The organism is Pseudomonas capeferrum (genome assembly GCF_000731675.1).
GTDB classification, from domain to species: Bacteria; Pseudomonadota; Gammaproteobacteria; order Pseudomonadales; family Pseudomonadaceae; genus Aquipseudomonas; species Aquipseudomonas capeferrum.
In genome coordinates this window covers 2,748,118-2,770,391 of record NZ_JMIT01000001.1, presented here as the reverse complement: position 1 = coordinate 2,770,391, position 22,274 = coordinate 2,748,118, and the positions used below count along the sequence as shown (strand labels likewise).

The window sequence follows — 22,274 nt, the reverse complement described above, 5'->3', positions numbered from 1 at the left end:
TGCTTCGCGCCGTTGCGTCCGGGCATCTGCCATGCCCTGGCGTGGGGGTGAATTCTATCGGCCGAGAGGGCCGTCTGCGGGAGTGGTCGATGGTTCAGGCAAGCAGTCATGCCGAAGGCGGGCACGCGGGGAAGCAGGGCGCGACACGGTCGCTGGGCCTGCTCGTGGCGGCAGTCGGGGTGGTCTATGGCGATATCGGCACCAGCCCGTTGTATACGCTCAAAGAAGTCTTTACCGGTGGCTATGGCGTGCCGGTCAACCATGATGGCGTGCTGGGGATCCTGTCGCTGATCCTCTGGTCGCTGCTGTGGGTGGTCTCGTTCAAATACGTGATGTTCATCCTGCGCGCCGACAACCAGGGCGAGGGCGGCACCATGGCGCTAACCGCGCTGGCGCGGCGGGCGACTGCGGCCCACCCGCGGCTGCGTAGCTTGATGGTCATCTGCGGGTTGATCGGCGCTTCGCTGTTCTATGGCGACAGCATGATCACCCCGGCCGTGTCGGTGCTGTCGGCTGTCGAGGGCATGGGCCTGGCCTTCGACGGCATCGATCACTGGGTGGTACCTATTTCGCTGGTGGTGCTGGTGGCGCTGTTTCTGGTGCAGAAGCATGGCACCGAGAAGATCGGCAAGCTGTTTGGCCCGATCATGGTGGCCTGGTTCGTGGTGCTCGGGGCATTGGGGGTGCATGGCATCTCGCAGAGCCCGGAAGTGCTCAGGGCGTTCAACCCAGGCTGGGCGGTGAACTTCTTCATCGTCCACCCCGGCATGGGCGTGGCCATTCTCGGCGCCGTGGTGCTGGCGCTGACCGGTGCCGAGGCGCTGTACGCCGACATGGGCCACTTCGGCCGTAAACCCATCGCTCGCGCGTGGTTTGCCTTGGTGTTGCCGGCGCTGGTGCTCAACTATTTCGGCCAGGGCGCAATACTGCTGCAGAACCCGGAGGCGGCGCGCAACCCCTTCTACCTGCTGGCACCGTCCTGGGCGCTGTTGCCGCTGGTGGGGCTGGCGACCATGGCCACGGTGATCGCTTCGCAAGCCGTGATTTCCGGGGCGTTCTCCCTGACCCGCCAGGCCATCCAGCTGGGCTACATTCCGCGCATGCACATCCAGCACACGTCCAGCGATGAGCAGGGGCAGATCTACATCGGTGCGGTGAACTGGACGCTGATGGTTGGTGTGGTGTTGCTGGTCATCGGTTTCGAATCTTCCGGTGCCCTGGCGGCGGCCTACGGTGTGGCGGTCACCGGCACCATGTTGATGACCACGATTCTGGTGTCGGTGGTGATGTTGCTGCTATGGAAGTGGCCGCCGGTGCTGGCAGTGCCGATTCTGCTGGGCTTTCTCTTCGTCGACGGGCTGTTCTTCGCCGCCAACGTGCCCAAGATCGTGCAAGGCGGGGCGTTCCCGGTACTGGCAGGTGGTGTGCTGTATCTGCTGATGAGTACCTGGAAGCGCGGCAAGCAGATCCTCGTCGAGCGCATCGATGAAGGGGCGCTGCCGCTGCCGGTGTTCATCAGCAGCATCCGCATACAGCCGCCGCACCGGGTTGAAGGTACTGCTGTGTTCCTGACTGCACGGCCGGACGCCGTGCCCCATGCGCTGCTGCACAACATGTTGCACAACCAGGTGCTGCACAGCCAGGTGGTGCTGCTGACGGTGGTGAGCGAGGACCGGCCACGGGTGCCGGAGCAGGAGCGTTTCGAGGTGGAAGCCTATGGCGACGGGTTCTTCCGTGTGCTGTTGCATTTTGGCTTCATGGACGAGCCGGACGTGCCGGCGGCCCTGAAGTTGTGCCATCTGGAGGATCTGGACTTCAGCCCGATGCGCACCACCTACTTCCTCAGCCGCGAAACGGTGATTGCTTCGCGGCTGGAGGGTATGTCGCGCTGGCGTGGCAACCTGTTTGCGTTCTTGCTCAAGAACGCCAACGGTAACCTGCGGTTCTTCAATCTGCCGTTGAACCGGGTGATCGAGTTGGGCACCCAGGTCGAGATCTGAATGGGTGCCTGATCTGCGTAGTGGGTTGGGCGTGGCTCAATTCTGCTCGGCCACGCTCGACTTGCCCTGGCGCGTCTCGATCTCACCGATCAGGCGCTTGGCCAGGGCCGGGTAGTTCTCGTCGAAGTGGTGCCCGCCCGGCAGCTTCAGGCGCTCGCCCACCGCCGTCTTCTCGGTGCAACCGCTCTCGTCGGTCTCTTCCACGCCATACACACACACCACTTTGGACGCCGGCAGCCGGGCCATTTCCGGCCCGGTTGGCGCCTCCTGGCCTTCCTTGCCCAGCCAGCCTTCCACCTCGATCTCGAAGCTGCCGCTACGGGCGAAGGCCAGTAGCATCACCGCGTCGATACGCTGCTGGTCCTCGGCCGGCAAGCGGTTGTAGATCGCTGGCAGCACGTCGGCGCCAAACGAGTAGCCGGTCAATACAAAGCGCTTGGTGCCCCATTTCTGGCGATAGTGCTGCATCAGTTCCGACAGGTCTGCGGCGCTCTGCTCGGGGGTCTTGTGTTGCCAGTAATAACGCAGCGTGTCGATGCCGACCACCGGGTAGCCCAGCTTGGCCATTTCTCCGGCCACGTCGCGGTCCAGGTCGCGCCAGCCGCCATCCCCGGAGAGGAACAGGGTGACGGTGTCGGTGGTTTGCCCTGCCGGCACCTCGACTACTGGAATGGCCAGGGCGTTGCCGTCGTGGCCGACCAGGGCTTGGGTCAGCTGTGACTTGAGCACCTGCGGCAAATGGATGTCGTAATCGCTGATGCTGGTTTCGGCGTTGGCCTGGTCGCGTACGAAGGCTGCGCTGGCGTCATCCGGGTTGTCGTTCCAGGCGACGTTCCAGTGGCCATGGGCCGCCGCTTTGGGTAGCGCGGCCTGGCAGCCGGGTTGCTCCAGGCTGAAGTCCACGGAAATGGCCCGCGCCTTGTCGTCGGTCTGTGCCGCCAGCCAGCGCCAGGCCTGCGCCGCGCCTGGGCCGATACCGGCTACCAGGGTCGGTTTTTCGGACAGCTGGGTCGCTGCCAGGTCCAGCGCTTGTTGCTGCTGGGTGCAGTCGTTGGGTGGCAGGATAACCTGCACCAGTTGCGCTTCCCCAGCCTGGCTCAGGTCCAGCAACTGCTTGTCGGTCAGGGCCTGGTCCTGAGGGACGCCGATGGCGACCCGGGCCTTGGCGTGCACGCCCGGGGTCACGCGGGTGATGCTGAGGTTGTTGAGGGACAGCTGTTCGAGGTGCGCCTCAGGCGCAGGGCGCGTCCATAGCCAGAAGGCCACGGCACCGCCCAGGGCGGCCAGCAGCAGGGGAATCGCCAGGTACAGCCAATAGCGTCGGATCATCAGCGTTTCACCAATCCAGTCAGGCCGCCAGCGATGAGGGCGGCAGTGTCGGCCAGTGCCACCAGCGGGTCGAGCCCCGCAGGCACGGCCATGTAACGGGGTTCCCAGTCCGGTTGGAATTTGTCCTTGAAGCGTCGAAGCCCCTGGAAGTTGTAGAGCTGTTCGCCACGGCGGAACACCATTGAACCCAGGCGCTGGGTCAAGGGCGCGCCGCGCCGTGGCTGCAGCCCGGACAGCGGGACCATGCCCAGGCTGAAGCGGGCATAGTCGTGGCTTTTGTAGTGCAGGATGAGCCCTATCATCATGAACTCCATGGTCAGCTTCGGAGCTTCAGGGTGGGCCCGCATCAGGTCGAGGCTGGCCAGCTCGCGACCGTGGGTTTCCAACAGGTTGGCAAAGGCCACCGGCCGGCCTTGGAAGCGAATCAGGGCGATGCGAAAGTGCTGCAGGTACTCGGGGCTGAAGCGCCCGAGCGAGAAGCCTTTCTCGCGCACGTTCTTGCCACCCAGCCAGGCATCGGAGATTTCCTTGAGCGCTATCAGTGGCGCGTGACCGGGTTCGTGGATTTCCAGGCTGAGGCCGTCACGGCCACCGCGGTTCCAGGTGTAGCGCAGGTCTTTCATCTCCTTGCCCTTGGCTTCGAGGTCGAAGCGGCGCAGGTCGACCCGGGCCTCCTCGCCAAGTTTGAGCGCGGTCAGGCCAATGTCCATGTAGAACGGCAGGTTTTCCGCGCGGACCTGATAAAACACCGGCCTGGCGTGGTGCAGGTCGCACAGGTCGCGGAACTGCCAGATCATCTCAGCGCGCTCCTGGGCCGGGCCGATCGGGTCATACAAGGCCACCAGGCTGCGACCGCGACGGGCGTACATAAGGAAGGCGTTGTCGCGCGGGTGGAACAGCAAAGCCTTGTCGCCGGTCAGGGCCAGGCCGCCATCGGGCTGGTCGGATGCCAGCAGGATGCGGTTGGCGCGTTGCAGTTCTGCGTCGTCAGGCAGGTGGATGACCGGCGGTGCGGTGCGCAGCAGCCAGGTCAGGGCGACAGCCACCAGCAGCACGGCGCTGCCCATGGCGGCGCGCAGGCCCCGCGGTGCATCGGCGTCCAGGGTGAACTGCCACCACAGCTGGTGGCTGTAGGGCACATCCTGGTAGGCGAACAGCAGCAGCCATACCGAGGCCCCGACCACGCACGCGCTGGCCACCAGAAACACCGGAGAGAAGGGCAGTTCCAGCAGGCGGCTGGGGCGGTAGAACGAACGGCGGAACAGGGCCAGCAGCGCGGCGGTGAACGTCAGTAGGCAGGCTTCTTCCCAGTCGAAGCCCTTGAGCAATGACAACAATGCGCCGACCAGCAGCAAGGTGGTGGTCAGCAGCCAGGCTGCGGACAGGCGCCGGCGCAAGCCTTGGGCCAGCAGCAGGCACAGCACGCCGATCAGGCTGGCGCCGAAGTGCGAAGCATCGATCAGGCGGTGGGGGACCAGAAAGCCCATGTGTTCCAGGCGCGTGTCGATCTCGGGCGTGGCCCCCGAGAACAGCAGCACCACCCCGGACAGAAACACCAGAATTGACAGCACCGGCGCCGCCAGCCCGGAGGCCACCTTGATGGCCTGTTGCGCGAACAGCAGGCGCCGGGCTTCGTTGGCCAGCAGCAGCACACACGCCAGCAGCAGCGGCAACACCACATAGATCAGGCGATAGAGCAGCAGGGCCGCAGCCAGTGGGGCGGCGCCCAACTGGTCGGCAAAGGCTGCCAGCAAGATCGCCTCGAACACCCCGACGCCCCCTGGCACATGGCTGAGCACGCCTGCGGCCAGGGCCAGCAGGTACACCAGGATGAAAGCGCCAAATGGCGGGGCTTCTGGCAGCAGGAGATACAGTACGGTGGCGGCGGCGGCCACATCCAGGGCGGTGATCAGCAATTGCAGCGAGGCGAGGCGAGCGCTCGGCAGGCGCAGGGTGCGACGGCCCAGCTGTACCAGTAGGTTGTCGGCCAAGGGCTGTTCGGCCAGGCGCTTGCGGTAAAGCCCGAGCACCAGCACGGCAGCCAGCACCAGCACGGCTGCGGCGATGCCGGCCAGCAGCCCCGGCGAAAGGCCCAGTGCGGACGAGGCTGCTGGCAGGTCGCTCAAGGTCGCCAGAGCAGCCAGCGGTGGCAGCGCACACCCCAGGGACAGGCTGGCAAACACGGTCATCCGCGCGACTTCGCCAGCCCCCAGGCCTTGGCGGGCATACAGGCGGTAGCGCACCGAACCACCAGACAGCAACGACAGGCCGATGGCGTTACCAATGGCGAAGGCGCTGAAGCCGCCCAGTATCAAACTGCCTGCTGGCAGTTTTACCCCGGCATAGCGGCTGGCCGACCACTCGTACCCAAGCAGAATCACAAACCCGACAGCCGTGGCCAGCAAGGCCCCCAGCAGCGACTGCGTCGGCACGCTGAGCATGGCATCGTGCAAGGCGTAGATGTCCAGCTCGCTCAGCAGGTGGCGGCAGGCAACCAGCGCCATGGCGAACAGTATCAGCGTCACCGCCAGGCCGATGGGTTGACGATAGCGGCTCATTCGCTCGATCAGGGGCAGGCGCTGCGCGGCCGTGGGTAGCACCGAAGCAAGGGGCACCGGAGGTTCGGGGTTATGGGAGGTCATGAATCAATACCCCGAGCAGGCAGCGCGAGGTGAGGGCGAGGTGCGGCCAAGTGAAAGTCCCTTAGGAAAACGTATCCAATGTTACTCCGGGCACAGGCGCTTTCAGCTGCCTGGCAGGGTTAAAGATAGTTCATCCAAAGGGCGACATCTCAAGCCTGGGGGGTAGGCTGATGGCAAGGCATTTCCAGGCGACGAAATGCAGGGGGCGTAAAACAACAAACCCCGCGCTGCTGTTACACAGGCGGGGTTTGTTCTGACGAATATGGTTGCGGGAGCCGGATTTGAACCGACGACCTTCGGGTTATGAGCCCGACGAGCTACCAGACTGCTCCATCCCGCGTCAGAGGTGCGCATTCTACAGCTTGTTGAAGCTGTGTAAAGCGTTAATTGTTGATTTATCGATCTTTTTTCTTCGGCATCATTTTCGATGCAAAGAAAAAGGCCACTGCGCTAACAGTGGCCTTTTCTTAAAGCTGGTTGCGGGAGCCGGATTTGAACCGACGACCTTCGGGTTATGAGCCCGACGAGCTACCAGACTGCTCCATCCCGCGTCTGTGGGGCGCATTCTACAGTTTATCTAATCAGTGTCAAGCGCTACTAATTGATTTCTCGCCAGTTTTTGCCAATGGCTTTTCTACGGGCAAAGAAAAAGGCCACTGCGTTAACAGTGGCCTTTTCTCGAATCTGGTTGCGGGAGCCGGATTTGAACCGACGACCTTCGGGTTATGAGCCCGACGAGCTACCAGGCTGCTCCATCCCGCGCCTGTGAGATCGAATTCTACGGATTTACGCAACTATGTCAAGCGTTTTTCCTAAAAAACCTTTTTCGTTCAAACCCTTAGCACTCGCTCAAAGCACGCGGCTCAGGCGCGGCGGGGGTTTCAGGCCGATTGTCGAGGCAAGCGGCGTGCAATCTGTTGCAGCGTAGGAGGCATGCGATATTATCTGTATGAATCTACAGTACTGACGGTCATCCATGTCCTTGCGCAAGATCATCCATGTCGACTGCGATTGTTTCTACGCCGCAATCGAAATGCGTGATGACCCGCGCCTGGCCGGTCGGCCCATGGCCGTAGGCGGGTCGGCCGACCACCGCGGGGTGATCGCCACCTGTAATTATGAAGCGCGGGCCTATGGTGTGCGCTCGGCCATGTCATCGCGCCATGCGCTCAAGCTTTGCCCTGACTTGTTGATCGTCAAGCCTCGCTTTGAAGCCTATCGCGAGGCATCCCGTGAGATTCACGCCATTTTCCGTGACTACACCGAGCTGATCGAGCCACTGTCGCTGGATGAAGCCTACCTGGATGTGAGCGATAGCCAGTGGCATGCCGGCAGCGCCACGCGTATCGCCGAAGATATCCGCCGGCGCGTTGCCCGTACCTTGCATATCACCGTGTCGGCGGGTGTTGCACCCAACAAGTTCCTGGCCAAGATCGCCAGTGACTGGCGCAAGCCCAACGGGCTGTTCGTCATAACCCCGGGTGAAGTCGAAGCCTTTGTCGCGGCCTTGCCGGTGGCCAGGTTGCACGGCGTTGGCAAGGTCACGGCGGACAAACTGGCGCGGCTGGGTATCGATACCTGCCTGGACCTGCGTGACTGGTCGCGCTTGGCGCTGGTGCGCGAGTTCGGCAGCTTTGGTGAGCGGTTGTGGGGGCTGGCGCGGGGTATTGATGACCGCGCCGTGCACAACGACAGCCGCAGGCAGTCGGTCAGTGTGGAAAACACCTACGACACCGACCTGCCAGACCTGGCCAGTTGCCTGGAGCGTCTTCCTGCGTTGCTCGACAGCCTTAATGAACGCATTGCCCGCATGGACAGCAGTTACCGGCCAGACAAGCCTTTCGTCAAGGTCAAGTTCCATGACTTCAGCCAGACAACGATGGAACAGGCAGGGGCTGGCAGGGACCTGGAAAGTTATCGGCAGTTACTGCGGCAGGCGTTTGCCCGGGGTGGCAAGCCGGTGCGCTTGCTGGGGGTAGGGGTGAGGTTGAAGGACTTGCGCGGGGCGCATGAACAGTTGGAATTGTTCCCGCCTAAATGAAAGGGGCCGCAAAGCGGCCCCTGAATCAGTTCACTGCACGCCAGGGTCGGCGACCAATCGCCCGGTTGCCTTGGTCAGCGACTGCAGAAATTCCTGCTGCAGTTCCGGATCGTTGCGCGTCAGCTCGATCAGGCTCTGCTCCATTTCGCTGGCTTCCTCTTCCAGGCCCAGTTCGGACAGGCGTTTGACCCGGTGTACCCACTGGCCGACATCATCGTCTTCCAGGTCGTCGAAGATCAGTTCGTGGGCTTCGAGCAGCTTGTTGCGCAGGGTGGCGCTGACCAGCAGGCTGGCGTCACCGCGCACCGCGTTGTCCTCATCCACCACCTGCAAGTGCAGGGTACCAATGTGGTTGAGGTTCTGCTCGGAGAACGGGCTGTCGAGCAGGTTCAGGCGCAGTACGCCGTTTCTGTCGGTGGTCAGCTCGTGGGTCATCTTGCCGGCCTTGACCTCGACCAGGCGCTCGCTCCAGGGCAGGCTGGTGGATTCTTCGCGCTGGTCCTTCTGCACTTCGCTGATCCCGGCAAGGTTCTGCTGGGCGCGACCGTTGGACTGCACGTTCATGAACGGGTTGAGCCCCGCCACGCCATAGCTGAGCCAGTCGTGGGTCACGCTTTCGGGCAGGTTGCCCAAGGCGAACACATTGACCACGTTGGCGCCCACGCCGGCCACCACAGCCACCGCGCCCAGCGGGATCTCGTAGACCTCCCGCCAGGGCTGGTAGGGCGTGTAGCGGTCGTAGCGACGGGTGACTTCGAATTCGGTGACTTCGAAGCGCTTCTGCTCATGCACGCGCACACGTCGTTGCGGCAGCTCCATCACCTTCGGCTCGCCGACATCGATCTGCAGACTGTGTTCGAGCAACTTGCGCTCGACGCGCTCCTCATGCTCGCTGCGCTGGGACATCTGGTTGGCGCAGCCGCTGATGAGCAGGGCGCCGCTAAGTGCGGCGCCCCCCAGGGTAAAGGTACTTCGCTTGGACATGATCACTCGTGCATTGATTATCAGCGGCGAACGCGGGCCTGCAGGAACGACAGCACTTCATTGAGTGGCAGCGCTTGAGCATCCTGTTCGGTGCGGTGCTTGTATTCCAGGTTGCCTTCGGCCAGCCCGCGGTCGCTGACGACGATGCGGTGCGGGATGCCGATCAGCTCCATGTCGGCAAACTTGATGCCTGGGCTGGTCTTCTTGTCGCGGTCGTCCAGCAACACTTCAAAACCGGCGGCGGTCAGCTCGGCATACAGCTTGTCGGTAGCCTCGCGAACCACGTCGGTTTCGTAGCGCAGCGGCACCAGGGCGATCTGGAAGGGCGCCAGGGCATCGTTCCAGATGATGCCTTTGTCGTCGTAGCTCTGCTCGATCGCGGCGGCGACCACGCGGGAAACGCCGATGCCGTAGCAACCCATCGACAGCACCACCGGCTTGCCGTTCTCGCCCAGTACCTGGCACTTGAGCGCCTCGCTGTACTTGGTGCCGAGCTGGAAGATGTGCCCGACTTCGATGCCGCGCTTGATCACCAGGGTGCCCTGGCCGTCCGGGCTCGGGTCGCCTTCGACGACATTGCGCAGGTCGGCGACTTGCGGTACCGGCAGGTCGCGTTCCCAGTTGACGCCGAAGTAGTGCTTGTCGTCGATGTTGGCGCCAATGCCGAAGTCGCTCATCAGGGCAACCGAACGGTCGATGATGCATTCCAGCGGCAGGTTCAGCGGGCCGAGCGAACCTGCGCCGGCGCCAATGGCGTCGTGCAGTTCGGCTTCGGTGGCCATGACCAGCGGGTCGGCAACCTGTTCCAGTTTGGTGGCCTTGATTTCGTTGAGCTCGTGGTCACCACGGACGATCAGGGCGATCAGCTTGCCTTCTTCGGCGCCGCGCACGATCAAGGTCTTGACGGTTTTCTCGATCGGCAGGCCGAACTGCTCGACCAGTTGCGCGATGGTCTTGGCGTCCGGGGTGTCGACCAGGCGCAGCTCCTCGGCAGGGGCAGGGCGCACGGTTTCACGCGGGATGGCCTCGGCCTTCTCGATGTTGGCGGCGTAGTCGGAGCTGTCGCTGAAGATCACATCGTCTTCGCCGGACTCGGCTAACACGTGGAATTCGTGCGAATAGCTGCCACCGATGGAGCCGGTATCGGCCTGCACCGGGCGGAAGTCCAGGCCCAGGCGGGTAAAGATGTTGGTGTACGCCTGGTGCATGCGGTCGTAGGTTTCCTGAAGGGAAGCCTGGTCGGCATGGAAGGAGTAGGCGTCCTTCATGATGAACTCGCGGCCGCGCATCAGGCCGAAGCGCGGGCGGATCTCGTCACGGAATTTGGTCTGGATCTGGTACATGTTGAGCGGCAGCTGTTTATAGCTGGACAGCTCGTTACGGGCCAGGTCGGTGATGACTTCTTCGTGGGTCGGGCCAACGCAGAAATCACGGTTGTGGCGGTCTTTGAGGCGCAGCAGCTCGGGGCCATACTGCTCCCAGCGGCCGGATTCCTGCCACAGTTCGGCGGGCTGGATGCTTGGCATCAGCACTTCCAGGGCGCCGGCGGCGTTCATTTCTTCGCGGACCACGGCTTCGACCTTGCGCATTACTCGCAAGCCCATCGGCAGCCAGGTGTACAGGCCCGAGGCCAGTTTGCGGATCATGCCGGCGCGCAGCATGAGCTGGTGGCTGATGACCACTGCGTCGGCAGGGGTTTCTTTCTGGGTGGCGAGCAAATATTGACTGGTGCGCATGGTGGGCCGTGTCGATTGCCTAAGACGTTGAAATGACCCCGCATTGTACGGGGGCGAAACGAAGGCGTACAGGATGCCCCAGGGCGTGGCAAATGTCAGCCAAGAAAAAGCCCGGCAATCGTGCCGGGCTTTTTCAGGTGCGGGGCACTATAAGCGAGGCTTACAGGATGCTCAGCGGGTACTCGACGATCAGACGCAGTTCGTCGATCGAGCTCGAACCGTAGTACACACCGTCGCTGGAACGGTAAGTGGCCTGACGGACACGGAAGCTCAGGTCCTTCGCTGGGCCGCTCTGCATCACGTACTTGACGTCGATGTCGCGTTCCCATTCCTTGCCGTTGTCGGTGGTGCGGGTGGTTGCACCGCTACCGCGAGCATAACGGGTCATGAAGGTCAGGCCTGGTACGCCGAACTCGGCGAAGTTCAGGTCGTAGCGTGCCTGCCAGGACTTCTCGTCTTCGGCGTTGAAGTCGGAACGGGCGATGGAGTTGGCCAGGAACACGGTACCGCCGCCGTCTACGCCGTAGGCGTAGTCGCCGTCACCGCTGACCTTCTGGTAGGCCAGGGTAAAGGTGTGGGCGCCGATGTTGTAGGCGCCGGACAGGCTGGCTGCGATGTTGTCGAGTTCGTTGCTGCCGTCGGACTTGGTGACGAACGCGCCAGTGCGGTTGTCGCCGATGGACTTGGTGTCATAGATGTTGAAGTCGAACACCAGGCCTTGCTTGTCGCTGATCGGCAGCGCCCAGTTCACGTTGCCGTACCACTTGCGGAAGTGATCTTCGACGCGCGAGTAGTAGATGCTGGTGCTGAGGCTGTCGGTAAAGGCGTAGGTGCCACCGAAGATGTTGGCTTCGCTCAGATTCAGGCTGTCGTGGTAGGTCTGAGCCTGGGCATTCATCGCGGTGAAGTGACCGGCGTTCAGGGTCAGGCCGCTGATCTCGTTGCTGGTGATCAGGCCGCCTTCGGCAACTTCCGGCAGCAGTCGGCTGTCGTCGGTGGCGAATACAGGCATGGCGGTGAACTGGTCGCCGAACTTCAGCACGGTATTGGAGATGCGCATTTTTACAGCGCCACCGCCTTCGGAGTAATCATCTTGCGAGCGACCGTCGGAGCCTTGTGGGAACAGGCCGGTGCCGGCACGGCCACGGCCGCTGTCCAGCTTCAGACCGAGCATGCCGATGGCGTCGACGCCGAAGCCTACGGTGCCCTGGGTGAAGCCCGATTCGTAAGTGCCGAGGAAGCCAAGGCCGGTTTCTTCCACGCGGCTCTGGGTGCCGGCTGGGTTGTTGCGGAAGTCACGGCTGAAGTACAGCATGCGAGTTTTGACGTTCAGCTGGCTGTCTTCGATGAAACCCTTGGACTCGTCTTGTGCAGAGGCGAAGGCCAATTGCGAGGTCCCTGCCGAAACGGCCAGGGCGATCATGCTCCACTTCATCACGCGCATCGTGATTTGCTCCTTTGGTTTTTAGGAAGAGTACCGCTGCGCCCAAGTCTTTTAGTTATATGGGGCAGCTCTTTCTTGTTATGTCGGCGGAAATGTATAGCACGCTGACTGTTGTTGGCGATATGGGCATATAGAACCTTTCGGGAACTTTATGGTCATGTCGCTTGTAGGTAATTCCATGTCGCAAATCACGTCCCGGATTCCCGGGCCGTACAACGCCAGCGCCGTTCCTGTCACCGTAACGAATCTGTAACTACAGATTCCGGCTAGGGAAACTCCCTGGTGTATCCAAAGCGGCTGTTGTTATTTGTCGCGTACATCCCTTGATGCAGATGTCGTGCCGACTTGGTGTGGAGGGAATGCAACAAGCGTGCACAAAATTAACCCCGGTTCATGAAATTTTCACAAATGGGGGTGCCGAAGGTCGGAAAGTACCGGAAACACGGGCTGAGGCTTGTCTGATGGTGTGCCAGATAAGTTAGGCGTTTCAAACCCAAAAGCTGTCATAAAAGTCAATGTGTTACCGGCCACTGTTAATGCAGTGTCATTCGAGTGGGTAAAAGCGTAGTGGTGTGCTCGTTTGCGGCCTCATTTTGGTGCGAAAAGTAGCGCTGTGTTACCGCCGTTGTGCAGGCGGCGGGCATGGATGAACTTAAAGTGTGCAGCGCAGGGCAGCGCTTGCATGCCGGCGCCTGCGAAGCAAGGTATCCTTGCCCGATGCCCCGTGTAGGGCGGGCCCGTTTTTGTTTGTTGGAGGTTTTGCAGTGTTTGAGATGGATACGCGTTTGCAGCAGGATTGCCTGGTGCTTGGAGACTTCCCGTTGTGCCGTCTGCTGCTCAGCAAAGATGCCAATTACCCCTGGTTCATCCTGGTGCCCAGGCGCGCCGGCGTGAGCGAAGTGTTCGACTTGAGTCAGGAAGACCAGGCCCAGCTGTTCAAGGAAACCACGGACCTGGCGCAGGCGCTCAAGGGTGAGTTCAAGGCTGACAAGATGAACGTTGCCACGCTGGGCAATGTGGTCAGCCAGTTGCACATGCATGTCATCGTTCGCCGCCATGGCGATGTGGCCTGGCCTGCGCCGGTGTGGGGCAGGGTGCCTGCGGGCGAGTATGCGCCTGGGCAGGTCGACGCCATTCGTCAACGCCTTCGCACGCTGCTCGACAACGATTACCAGGAGGCCTGATATGACACCTGAATCGCGAATTATCGAGCTTGAAACCCGCCAGGCGTTCCAGGACGACACGCTCCAGGCGTTGAATGATGTGGTGGTCGAGCAGGGGCGTGTGATCGACCGCTTGCAACTGCAGATGGCCGAACTGCTCAAGCGTTACGAAGAAATGGTAGGGCAGTACGGCAGCGAGGGAGAAGAGGCGCCGCCCCCTCATTATTGAGTTCAGGCAGCCCTGGCATTGCACCAGGGCTGGCAAGGTCAGCGACGGGTTACTGCCACCACATCTTCGGCCTGCAGGCCTTTGTCACGGTGCATGACCGAAAACTCGACGCGCTGGCCTTCCACCAGAATGCGGTGGCCTTCGCCGCGAATAGCGCGAAAGTGCACGAAGATGTCATCGCCCGAATCGCGGGAAATAAAGCCAAAGCCTTTGGAGGTATTGAACCACTTCACGGTGCCCGTATCGCGGTTGCCGGCCTCCAGTGGGGCGCTCTGGCTGTTGCGGGCCTTGCGGGGGGCACGGGCGAAACCTGCGGCCAGGTGCAGGGCCACGGCCAGCACCGCGCAGACCAGTGCAGCCAGGTTGCCCATCTCGGGGCGAGCCAGCAGGGTCAGTGTCTGCAGTACCACGGCGACCACCAGCAAGGCGCAAGCCAGGTGTTGCAGCTGTTGCCGTGCACCTCGGTAGTACAGCGGCACGACCGGGGCCAATACCAGGTTAAGCAGGCCGAGCAGTGCCAGGTAGACCGCATCGGGTTGCTGCAGGAAGGGTGTTGCATCGGTTTTCAGGCTGGGCATGAGCGATAGCAGCAAAGCCGCTACGCCCGTCACCAGGTGGACGATCTTGAACATGGGGTTGGCTCACAGTTGACAAGCTGATCACAGGAAGAGCTGGCGACACGGTGCGCATGAGGTGTAAAGCGCGAACACGTGATGGGCCAGCCTATGCACCCGGCAATGACAATCCGCACGGGTGGCACCCTGCCTATTTAACAGCAAAGGCGCAGGCTACTCAAACCGCAGGTCTGCGCAGCCGATGTGTTGCGCCATGTCACAGGCGGCTTTTGCCAAGTGTTGATACAGTGTCAAGGGCCCGCTTGATCATCAAGCCTTATGGAAAGGGGAACTTCATGGCAATCGATATCGGTATCAGTGAAGAAGATCGTAAGTCCATCGTCGACGGGCTGTCGCGCCTGTTGTCGGATACCTATGTGCTGTATCTGAAAACCCATAACTTTCATTGGAACGTCACCGGCCCTTCGTTTCGCACCCTGCACCTGATGTTCGAAGAGCAATACAACGAGCTGGCCTTGGCGGTCGACTCGATCGCCGAGCGGATTCGTGCCCTGGGCTTCCCGGCACCGGGGTCCTATGCATTTTATGCGCGGCATTCTTCGATCAAGGAGGAGGAGGGCGTGCCGGTGGCGGATGAGATGATCCGTCAGTTGGTGCAAGGCCAGGAAGCGGTCGTGCGCACGGCGCGCAGCATCTTCCCCGTGGTGGATAAGGTCAGCGATGAGCCGACCGCCGACTTGCTGACCCAGCGCATGCAGGTACACGAAAAGACTGCCTGGATGCTGCGCGTGTTGCTTGACGGTAAATAGCCGCCGTAGCGTCAGAAATGCCTGAAAAGCCCGGTTGCCGTCACGGCAACCGGGCTTTCTGCATTTCTGCGGGAAGGTTTTGCCGCTGCTGCGGATGCGCAGGCTGGCGCTTCATGGCTGCCGTAGCCCTGGGTGCAGGGCAATGACAGTCGATGGATGGAGTGGCCCGATGGCGAGTATGTGGCAGGTGGACAAGCGGGGCGCTGGTCAGGGGGGGTGGCCAGGCAAGCAATGCGTCGACCCCTTCAAGGCCGATTTCGACATGCTGCAGATCAGGCCGGTGTCACGCTCGGTCCGGCTCAATGGGTTTTCAACCTGCCTGCGGCTGGAAGCAGTCTACTGGGGCATTCTGGAGCGTATCGCCGAGGCCAACCGCTGTTCGGTCAGTGCGGTGCTGTCGTATGTGGACCGCGAGGTACATCTGCGCCAGGGTGGGGTACGCAACTTCAGCGGCCTGATCCGCGTGATCTGCGTCGCCTGGCTGCTCGACCCGCCGAGTGCACGCTGATCGCCAGGCGGGCTGCGCAGTGCTTGCTAACCATATATAATCCCGCTTTTTGCTGCCCCGGCAGCCAGCGTTATGGTTGACGAGAGACACCCATGCCCCTTTATGACTATCAATGTGCGTCCTGCGAGCACCGCATGGAAGCGCTGCAGAAGATCAGCGCCGCGCCGCTGACCGATTGCCCGGCCTGTCAGGCGCCGGCACTGAAGAAGCTGCTGTCTGTCCCAGGCTTTCGCCTGAGCGGCACCGGTTGGTACGAAACCGACTTCAAGACCGGGGCAAAAAAGAATCTGGCAGGCGGCGACAAGGCCGACTGAGTTGAATGCTGTGACCGGGTCTTGCAGTATTAGCCCTCTGGGCGGCCAAGGCCTCCACCGAATACACGAATCACGAGAAGCGAAACCACCATCATGATGCGCAGCCATTATTGCGGCCAACTGAACGAGAGCCTGGACGGCCAGGAAGTCACCCTTTGCGGCTGGGTCCATCGTCGCCGCGACCACGGCGGGGTGATCTTCCTCGACATCCGTGACCGCGAGGGCATGGCCCAGGTCGTATTCGACCCTGATCGCGCCGAAACCTTCGCTGCCGCCGACCGTGTGCGCAGCGAGTACGTCGTGCAGATCACCGGCAAGGTACGCCGCCGTCCGGAAGGCGCGGTCAACCCGAACATGGCCTCCGGTGGCATCGAAGTGCTGGGCTACGAACTGCAGGTGCTCAACGAGGCCGAAACGCCGCCGTTCCCGCTCAACGAATACTCCGACGTCGGCGAGGAAACCCGCCTGCGCTACCGCTTCATCGACCTGCGTCGTCCGGAAATGGCCGACAAGCTGCGTCTGCGTTCGCGCATCACCAGCAGCATCCGTCGCTTCCTCGACGAGAACGGCTTCCTTGACGTCGAGACGCCGATCCTCACCCGCGCCACCCCAGAAGGCGCGCGTGACTACCTGGTGCCGAGCCGCACCCACGCTGGCAGCTTCTTTGCCCTGCCGCAGTCGCCCCAGCTGTTCAAACAGTTGCTGATGGTTGCCGGTTTCGACCGTTACTACCAGATCGCCAAATGCTTCCGTGACGAAGACCTGCGTGCTGACCGCCAGCCGGAATTCACCCAGATCGACATCGAGACCAGCTTCCTCGATGAAGCCGAGATCATGGGCCTCACCGAGAGCATGATCCGCAAGCTGTTCAAGGAAGTCCTGGACCTGGAGTTCGGTGAATTCCCGCACATGACCTTCGAAGAAGCCATGCGCCGTTACGGTTCCGACAAGCCAGACCTGCGTAACCCGCTGGAACTGGTCGACGTTGCCGATCAGCTCAAGGACGTCGAGTTCAAGGTCTTCGCAGGCCCGGCCAACGATCCTAAGTGCCGCGTTACCGCCCTGCGTCTGCCAGGCGGCGCCAGCATGCCGCGCAGCAAGATCGACGAGTACACCAAGTTCGTCGGCATCTACGGTGCCAAGGGCCTGGCGTACATCAAGGTCAACGAGCGCGCCAAAGGCGTCGAAGGCCTGCAGTCGCCGATCGTCAAGAACATCCCTGAGGCCAACCTCAACGTGATCCTTGATCGCGTGGGCGCAGTCGACGGCGACATCGTGTTCTTCGGCGCCGACAAGGCCAAGATCGTCAGCGAAGCCCTGGGCGCGCTGCGGATCAAGGTGGGTAACGACTTCAACCTGCACACCTGCGAATGGGCGCCGATGTGGGTTGTCGACTTCCCGATGTTCGAAGAGAACGACGACGGCAGCTTCACTGCGCTGCACCACCCGTTCACTGCACCGAAGTGCTCCCCGCAAGAGCTGGAGGCCAACCCGGCCACCGCGCTGTCGCGTGCTTACGACATGGTTCTGAACGGCACCGAACTGGGTGGCGGCTCGATCCGTATCCACCGCAAAGAGATGCAACAGGCGGTGTTCCGTCTGCTGGGTATCGAAGCGGCAGAACAGGAAGAGAAGTTCGGTTTCCTGCTCGACGCCCTGAAGTTCGGCGCCCCGCCTCACGGTGGCCTGGCCTTCGGCCTGGATCGCCTGGTCATGCTGATGACCGGCGCCCAGTCGATCCGTGAAGTGATCGCCTTCCCGAAAACCCAGAGCGCTGCCTGCGTCATGACCCAGGCTCCAGGCATGGTCGACGCCAAGGCCTTGCGCGAGCTGCATATCCGCCTGCGCGAACAGACCAAGGTCGAGTAAGCGGGCCCCAGGCGCATCCACATGGATGCGCCTTTGCGTTACGGCGCAGGTTTTTTTGTCGTTGCGCCCCGTCAGGGGCGCAATTGTTTGTGTTTCAAAGAATTTGGAGTCGTTATGGCTGGTCATTCCAAGTGGGCGAACATCAAGCACCGCAAAGAGCGCCAGGATGCCAAGAGAGGCAAGGTCTTTACCAAGTGGATCCGTGAGCTGACCGTTGCAGCCAAGCAGGGCGGCGGTGACCCGGCGTCCAACCCGCGCCTGCGTCTGGCGCTGGACAAGGCCCTTGGCGCCAACATGAGCCGCGATATCATCGACCGCGCTGTTGCCCGTGGTGCTGGCACCAACGAAAGCGACAACGTCGAAGAGCTCAGCTACGAGGGTTACGGCCCAGGTGGCGTGGCGATCATGGTCGAGGCCATGACCGACAACCGCAACCGTACTGCCGCGGCCGTGCGTCATGCCTTCACCAAGTGTGGTGGCAACCTCGGTACCGATGGCTCGGTGGCCTACCTGTTCGAGCGCAAGGGCCAGATCAGCTTCGCGCCGGGCGTGGATGAAGACGCCTTGATGGAAGCCGCGATGGAGGCCGATGCCGACGACGTGGTGAGCAATGACGATGGCTCGTTCGACGTCTTCACTTCCTTCAACAGCTTCTACGCTGTGCGTAATGCCCTGGAAGAGGCCGGCTTCAATGCCAATGACGCCGAAATCGTCATGCAGCCGACCACCAGCGCCGATCTCGACCTGGAAGGCGCAGAAAAGGTGCTCAAGCTGATCGACATGCTCGAGGACCTGGACGACGTGCAGAACGTCTATTCCAATGCGCAGATTTCTGACGAGATCATGGAAAAACTCGGCTAAGGTGTGCTGGCGGATCAAGCCCGGCATGTGAGTTTTTCAGCGTCTGTACCGGCCCTTTCGCGGGGCGAGCCCGCTCCCACAGGTCCCTGCCATCCTTAAGGCCAGCGGGGTACCTGTGGGGGCGGGCTTGCCCCGCGAAAGGGCCGGTGCAGTTTGCAAAAATGCATCCCTAAATACGACAGGCGTTATGACTCTGATTCTTGGTATCGACCCCGGCTCGCGGATCACCGGTTACGGCGTGGTTCGCCAAACGGCCCGTGGTTGCGAGTATGTGGCGTCGGGTTGTATCCGCACGGGCAGTGGCGAGTTGCATGAACGTCTGCAGATCGTCTTTCGCGGTGTCGGCGAGGTCATCAGGCTGCACGAACCGGTAACCATGGGCATCGAACGGGTGTTCATGGCCCGCAACCCCGACTCGGCGCTCAAGCTCGGCCAGGCCCGCGGTGCGGCGATCGTGGCGGCGGCCGAGGCGGGGCTGGAAATCGCCGAATACAGCGCCACCCAGGTCAAGCAGGCCGTCGCGGGCACGGGCGGTGCCAACAAGGAGCAAGTGATGATGATGGTCATGCACCTGCTCAAGCTGACGCAAAAGCCGCAGATCGACGCCTCCGACGCCCTCGCCATCGCCCTGTGCCATGCCCATACCCGCTCCAGCCTGGTGCCACATGGCTTGGCCACGGCACGCCGACGCGGTGGGCGCTTGCGTCTGTAAGCGCTTCATGCGCTGATACACATTTTGTTCGGGTGGCAAGCTCACCCGGCGCATTTGCTGATAGGGTTGAGCGGTCTTTGACCGGCTCCCCGAGAGGAAGGATCGGAACGTGATTGGACGTTTGCGCGGCACCCTGGCGGAAAAACAACCGCCGCACCTGATTATCGACGTCAATGGCGTGGGCTACGAGCTGGAAGTGCCCATGACCACCCTGTATCGCCTGCCCAAGGTTGGCGAAACGGTGACCGTGCACACCCACCTGGTGGTACGTGAAGACGCCCACTTGCTCTATGGCTTCCACGAAAAGCGCGAGCGCGAACTGTTCCGCGAACTCATTCGCCTCAATGGCGTCGGGCCGAAGCTGGCGCTGGCATTGATGTCGGGCCTGGAAGCCGACGAGTTGGTGCGCTGCGTGCAGGCCCAGGACACCTCGGCCCTGGTGCGCGTGCCGGGTGTTGGCAAGAAGACCGCCGAACGCCTGCTGGTCGAACTCAAGGACCGCTTCAAGGCCTGGGAGACCTCGCCGGCCATGTTCACCCTGGTGTCCGACGGGCCGGTACCGGCCAGCGGCGACTCCTCGGCCGAGGCCGATGCGGTCAGTGCATTGGTTTCCCTGGGCTACAAACCCCAGGAAGCCAGCAAGGCAGTGTCCGCCATCAAGGACAAGGCCGGCCTGAGCAGTGAAGAGCTGATCCGCCGCAGCCTCAAAGGGATGATTACCAAGTGATCGAAGCCGACCGTCTGATCGCCGCCAGTGGGCGTGACCGCGAAGAGGTCCAGGACCGCGCGATCCGCCCCTTGCGCCTGGATGACTACATCGGGCAGCCCGTGGTGCGCGAGCAGATGGCGCTGTTCATCCAGGCCGCGCGTGGCCGCAGCGAGTCGCTTGACCATACCTTGATCTTCGGCCCGCCAGGGCTGGGCAAGACCACCCTGGCCAACATCATCGCCCAGGAAATGGGCGTGTCGGTCAAGAGTACCTCGGGGCCAATTCTCGAGCGCCCGGGCGACCTGGCGGCGATGCTGACCAACCTTGAGCCCCATGACGTGCTGTTCATCGACGAAATTCACCGGCTTTCACCGGTCGTCGAAGAGGTGCTCTACCCGGCAATGGAAGACTTCCAGCTCGACATCATGATCGGCGAGGGGCCCGCCGCACGTTCGATCAAGCTCGACCTGCCGCCCTTCACCCTGGTGGGGGCCACCACCCGTGCCGGCATGCTGACCAACCCCTTGCGGGACCGTTTCGGCATTGTTCAGCGCCTGGAGTTCTACAGCGACAAGGACCTGGCGACCATTGTCAGCCGTTCCGCCGGTATCCTGGGCCTGGTCATCGAAGACCAGGGCGCCTTCGAGATCGCCCGGCGTGCCCGTGGCACGCCACGTATCGCCAACCGCTTGCTGCGCCGTGTGCGCGACTACGCCGAGGTGCGCGGCAAGGGCCAGATCACCAAGGCCGTGGCAGACCTTGCGCTGAACCTGCTTGACGTCGACGAGCGTGGTTTCGACCACTCCGACCGCCGCCTGCTGTTGACCATGATCGAGAAATTCGACGGTGGCCCGGTGGGGGTAGACAACCTTGCGGCAGCCATCAGCGAAGAGCGTCACACCATCGAGGACGTGCTCGAGCCCTACCTGATCCAGCAGGGTTACATCATGCGCACGCCGCGCGGCCGTGTGGTCACCCGGCATGCCTACCTGCACTTTGGCCTGAATGTTCCCGGGCGCCTGGGGGAGGGTAGTGATTTTTCCGAGCCAGGCGATGAATGACAGATCAAAACCGGCTTTTTGTGGTCCTACCGCTGGCATGCCACAGGCGCGCTGGCAATAAGACATTAATGAAGAAAAAACAGTTGCCGCAGCGGATTGGCAAGCTGAGGAGTAAGCACTAGAGTATGCGCGCGCAAAATCAGCTCGAACCGTTCGCCCACCGTTGTCGCGTCTATTACGAAGACACCGATGCGGGCGGCGTGGTGTATTACGTCAACTACCTGAAATTCATGGAGCGCGCGCGTACCGAGCGGTTGCGGCACCTGGGCTTTTCCCAGTCGCAGCTGGCCGGTGAAAACCTGTTGTTCGTGGTCCATTCCAGCGAGGCGCGCTATCACGCGCCGGCGCGGCTGGACGATGAGCTACGGGTCACCGCGCAAGTACTTGAACTCAATCGTGCCAGCCTGCGCTTCGTGCAGCAGGTCTGGCGGGAAAAGGATGAAACGCTGCTCTGCGAGGGGCAGTTCCTGGTGGCCGCCGTGCGCGCCGACACTTTCAAACCCCGAGCCATACCCCCCAAGCTGCGCGACGCCTTTATGGCGGACGGCTCGGGTACTCAATCGAATGCAGGAGAATAAGCGTGGAAGCTAACGTCGTCGACCATACCTCCATGTGGAGTCTGGTCAGCAATGCCAGCGTGGTGGTACAGCTGGTAATGCTGATCCTGGTGGCCGCCTCGGTCACCTCATGGATCATGATCTTTCAGCGCAGCACCATGCTGCGCGCCGGTCGTCGTGCGCTGGATGCCTTCGAGGAGCGCTTCTGGTCGGGTATCGACCTGTCCAAGCTGTACCGTCAGGCAGGCAGTAACCCGGACCCGGACTCGGGCGTGGAGCAAGTCTTCCGCGCAGGTTTCAAGGAGTTTTCGCGCCTGCGCCAGCAGCCTGGCGTAGACCCGGACGCGGTCATGGAGGGCGTTGGCCGGGCCATGCGCGTGGCCATCTCGCGTGAGGAAGAAAAGCTCGAGCAGAGCCTGCCGTTCCTCGCCACTGTTGGTTCGACCAGCCCGTACATCGGCTTGTTCGGTACCGTGTGGGGCATCATGAACTCCTTCCGCGGCCTGGCCAGCGCCCAGCAGGCCACTTTGGCCACGGTTGCCCCAGGTATCGCCGAAGCCCTGATCGCCACCGCAATCGGCCTGTTCGCGGCAATCCCTGCGGTTATCGCCTACAACCGTTTCGCCGCACGCAGCGAAGTGCTGATCGGCCGTTACTACACCTTCGCCGACGAGTTCCAGGCGATCCTGCACCGCAAAGTGCACACCAGCGAAGAGTAATCAGGTAGAAGC

20 protein-coding genes and 3 tRNA genes are annotated in these 22,274 nt (G+C 62.1%); 14 read left to right on the top strand and 9 right to left on the bottom strand.

All coding sequences use genetic code 11. The features are described from left to right. Positions 1–89: 89 nt before the first annotated feature. A complete protein-coding gene (locus tag PC358_RS12295; RefSeq protein WP_033699865.1) occupies positions 90–2,000 on the top strand; it encodes a potassium transporter Kup in 1,911 nt (636 codons plus the stop codon). Between the two features lie 36 nt (positions 2,001–2,036). Here the strand turns inward: PC358_RS12295 and PC358_RS12290 are convergent, their stop codons facing one another. From PC358_RS12290 to PC358_RS12270, 5 genes are all read right to left on the bottom strand, one after another. Further along, entirely contained in the window at positions 2,037–3,329 is a 1,293-nt protein-coding gene (locus tag PC358_RS12290) for a virulence factor family protein (RefSeq protein ID WP_033699864.1), read from the bottom strand. Beyond that, positions 3,329–5,971 carry a bifunctional lysylphosphatidylglycerol flippase/synthetase MprF gene (mprF, locus tag PC358_RS12285; RefSeq protein WP_033699863.1) on the bottom strand — a complete coding sequence of 881 codons (2,643 nt, stop codon included), beginning with the start codon at positions 5,969–5,971 and terminating at the stop codon, positions 3,329–3,331. Before mprF ends, PC358_RS12290 begins: the two co-directional genes overlap by 1 nt. Before the next feature lie 263 nt (positions 5,972–6,234). Continuing rightward, a tRNA-Met gene (locus PC358_RS12280) sits at positions 6,235–6,311 on the bottom strand. Positions 6,312–6,445: 134 nt separating this feature from the next. Next, positions 6,446–6,522: transfer RNA gene (locus PC358_RS12275), tRNA-Met, on the bottom strand. Positions 6,523–6,656: 134 nt separating this feature from the next. Further along, a tRNA-Met gene (locus tag PC358_RS12270) sits at positions 6,657–6,733 on the bottom strand. A 220-nt stretch (positions 6,734–6,953) separates the two neighbouring features. Here PC358_RS12270 and dinB point away from each other — a divergent pair. Then, a complete protein-coding gene (gene dinB, locus PC358_RS12265) occupies positions 6,954–8,012 on the top strand; it encodes a DNA polymerase IV (RefSeq protein WP_162181149.1) in 1,059 nt (352 codons plus the stop codon). Between the two features lie 30 nt (positions 8,013–8,042). Here dinB and PC358_RS12260 read toward each other — a convergent pair whose 3' ends face one another. The 3 genes from PC358_RS12260 to PC358_RS12250 form a co-directional block, all read right to left on the bottom strand. Continuing rightward, positions 8,043–8,996, bottom strand: a complete 954-nt coding sequence (locus PC358_RS12260; RefSeq protein WP_033699859.1) for a YceB family lipoprotein — start codon at positions 8,994–8,996, stop codon at positions 8,043–8,045. Positions 8,997–9,016: 20 nt separating this feature from the next. Further along, entirely contained in the window at positions 9,017–10,732 is a 1,716-nt protein-coding gene (locus PC358_RS12255) for a proline--tRNA ligase (RefSeq protein ID WP_033699858.1), read from the bottom strand. A gap of 160 nt (positions 10,733–10,892) precedes the next feature. Beyond that, the gene (locus PC358_RS12250; protein WP_033699857.1) at positions 10,893–12,176 is read right to left on the bottom strand and encodes an OprD family porin; all 1,284 of its coding nucleotides are present in this window, start codon (positions 12,174–12,176) and stop codon (positions 10,893–10,895) included. Between the two features lie 764 nt (positions 12,177–12,940). Here PC358_RS12250 and PC358_RS12245 point away from each other — a divergent pair. Next, positions 12,941–13,360: an HIT family protein gene (locus tag PC358_RS12245; RefSeq protein ID WP_033699855.1), complete on the top strand. Its 420-nt coding sequence runs from the start codon at positions 12,941–12,943 to the stop codon at positions 13,358–13,360. A gap of 1 nt (position 13,361) precedes the next feature. Continuing rightward, positions 13,362–13,568 (top strand): SlyX family protein, encoded by a 207-nt coding sequence (locus PC358_RS12240; protein ID WP_033699854.1) that lies wholly within the window; start codon positions 13,362–13,364, stop codon positions 13,566–13,568. A 38-nt stretch (positions 13,569–13,606) separates the two neighbouring features. On the opposite strand, the gene PC358_RS28280 is transcribed toward PC358_RS12240, so the two are convergent. Next, on the bottom strand, positions 13,607–14,200 hold the full coding sequence (locus PC358_RS28280) for a cold-shock protein (protein ID WP_033699853.1): 594 nt from the start codon (positions 14,198–14,200) through the stop codon (positions 13,607–13,609). Positions 14,201–14,478: 278 nt separating this feature from the next. On the opposite strand from PC358_RS28280, the gene PC358_RS12230 reads away from it, so the two are divergent. From PC358_RS12230 to tolQ, 10 genes are all read left to right on the top strand, one after another. Then, positions 14,479–14,952, top strand: a complete 474-nt coding sequence (locus PC358_RS12230) for a Dps family protein (protein ID WP_033699851.1) — start codon at positions 14,479–14,481, stop codon at positions 14,950–14,952. Between the two features lie 178 nt (positions 14,953–15,130). After that, positions 15,131–15,460 carry a ribbon-helix-helix domain-containing protein gene (locus tag PC358_RS12225; RefSeq protein ID WP_033700215.1) on the top strand — a complete coding sequence of 110 codons (330 nt, stop codon included), beginning with the start codon at positions 15,131–15,133 and terminating at the stop codon, positions 15,458–15,460. 92 nt (positions 15,461–15,552) lie between these two features. Continuing rightward, the gene (locus PC358_RS12220; protein WP_033699849.1) at positions 15,553–15,774 is read left to right on the top strand and encodes an FmdB family zinc ribbon protein; all 222 of its coding nucleotides are present in this window, start codon (positions 15,553–15,555) and stop codon (positions 15,772–15,774) included. 93 nt (positions 15,775–15,867) lie between these two features. Beyond that, positions 15,868–17,643 carry an aspartate--tRNA ligase gene (aspS, locus tag PC358_RS12215; protein ID WP_033699848.1) on the top strand — a complete coding sequence of 592 codons (1,776 nt, stop codon included), beginning with the start codon at positions 15,868–15,870 and terminating at the stop codon, positions 17,641–17,643. Positions 17,644–17,757: 114 nt separating this feature from the next. After that, a complete protein-coding gene (locus PC358_RS12210) occupies positions 17,758–18,504 on the top strand; it encodes a YebC/PmpR family DNA-binding transcriptional regulator (protein WP_033699847.1) in 747 nt (248 codons plus the stop codon). A gap of 187 nt (positions 18,505–18,691) precedes the next feature. Further along, positions 18,692–19,216, top strand: a complete 525-nt coding sequence (ruvC, locus tag PC358_RS12205) for a crossover junction endodeoxyribonuclease RuvC (protein ID WP_033699846.1) — start codon at positions 18,692–18,694, stop codon at positions 19,214–19,216. Positions 19,217–19,325: 109 nt separating this feature from the next. Beyond that, positions 19,326–19,943, top strand: a complete 618-nt coding sequence (ruvA, locus tag PC358_RS12200; RefSeq protein ID WP_033699845.1) for a Holliday junction branch migration protein RuvA — start codon at positions 19,326–19,328, stop codon at positions 19,941–19,943. Continuing rightward, on the top strand, positions 19,940–20,986 hold the full coding sequence (gene ruvB, locus PC358_RS12195) for a Holliday junction branch migration DNA helicase RuvB (protein WP_033699844.1): 1,047 nt from the start codon (positions 19,940–19,942) through the stop codon (positions 20,984–20,986). Before ruvA ends, ruvB begins: the two co-directional genes overlap by 4 nt. A gap of 125 nt (positions 20,987–21,111) precedes the next feature. Continuing rightward, the gene (gene ybgC, locus PC358_RS12190; RefSeq protein WP_033699843.1) at positions 21,112–21,564 is read left to right on the top strand and encodes a tol-pal system-associated acyl-CoA thioesterase; all 453 of its coding nucleotides are present in this window, start codon (positions 21,112–21,114) and stop codon (positions 21,562–21,564) included. 2 nt (positions 21,565–21,566) lie between these two features. Continuing rightward, the gene (tolQ, locus tag PC358_RS12185; protein ID WP_008090219.1) at positions 21,567–22,262 is read left to right on the top strand and encodes a protein TolQ; all 696 of its coding nucleotides are present in this window, start codon (positions 21,567–21,569) and stop codon (positions 22,260–22,262) included. Positions 22,263–22,274: the final 12 nt, after the last annotated feature.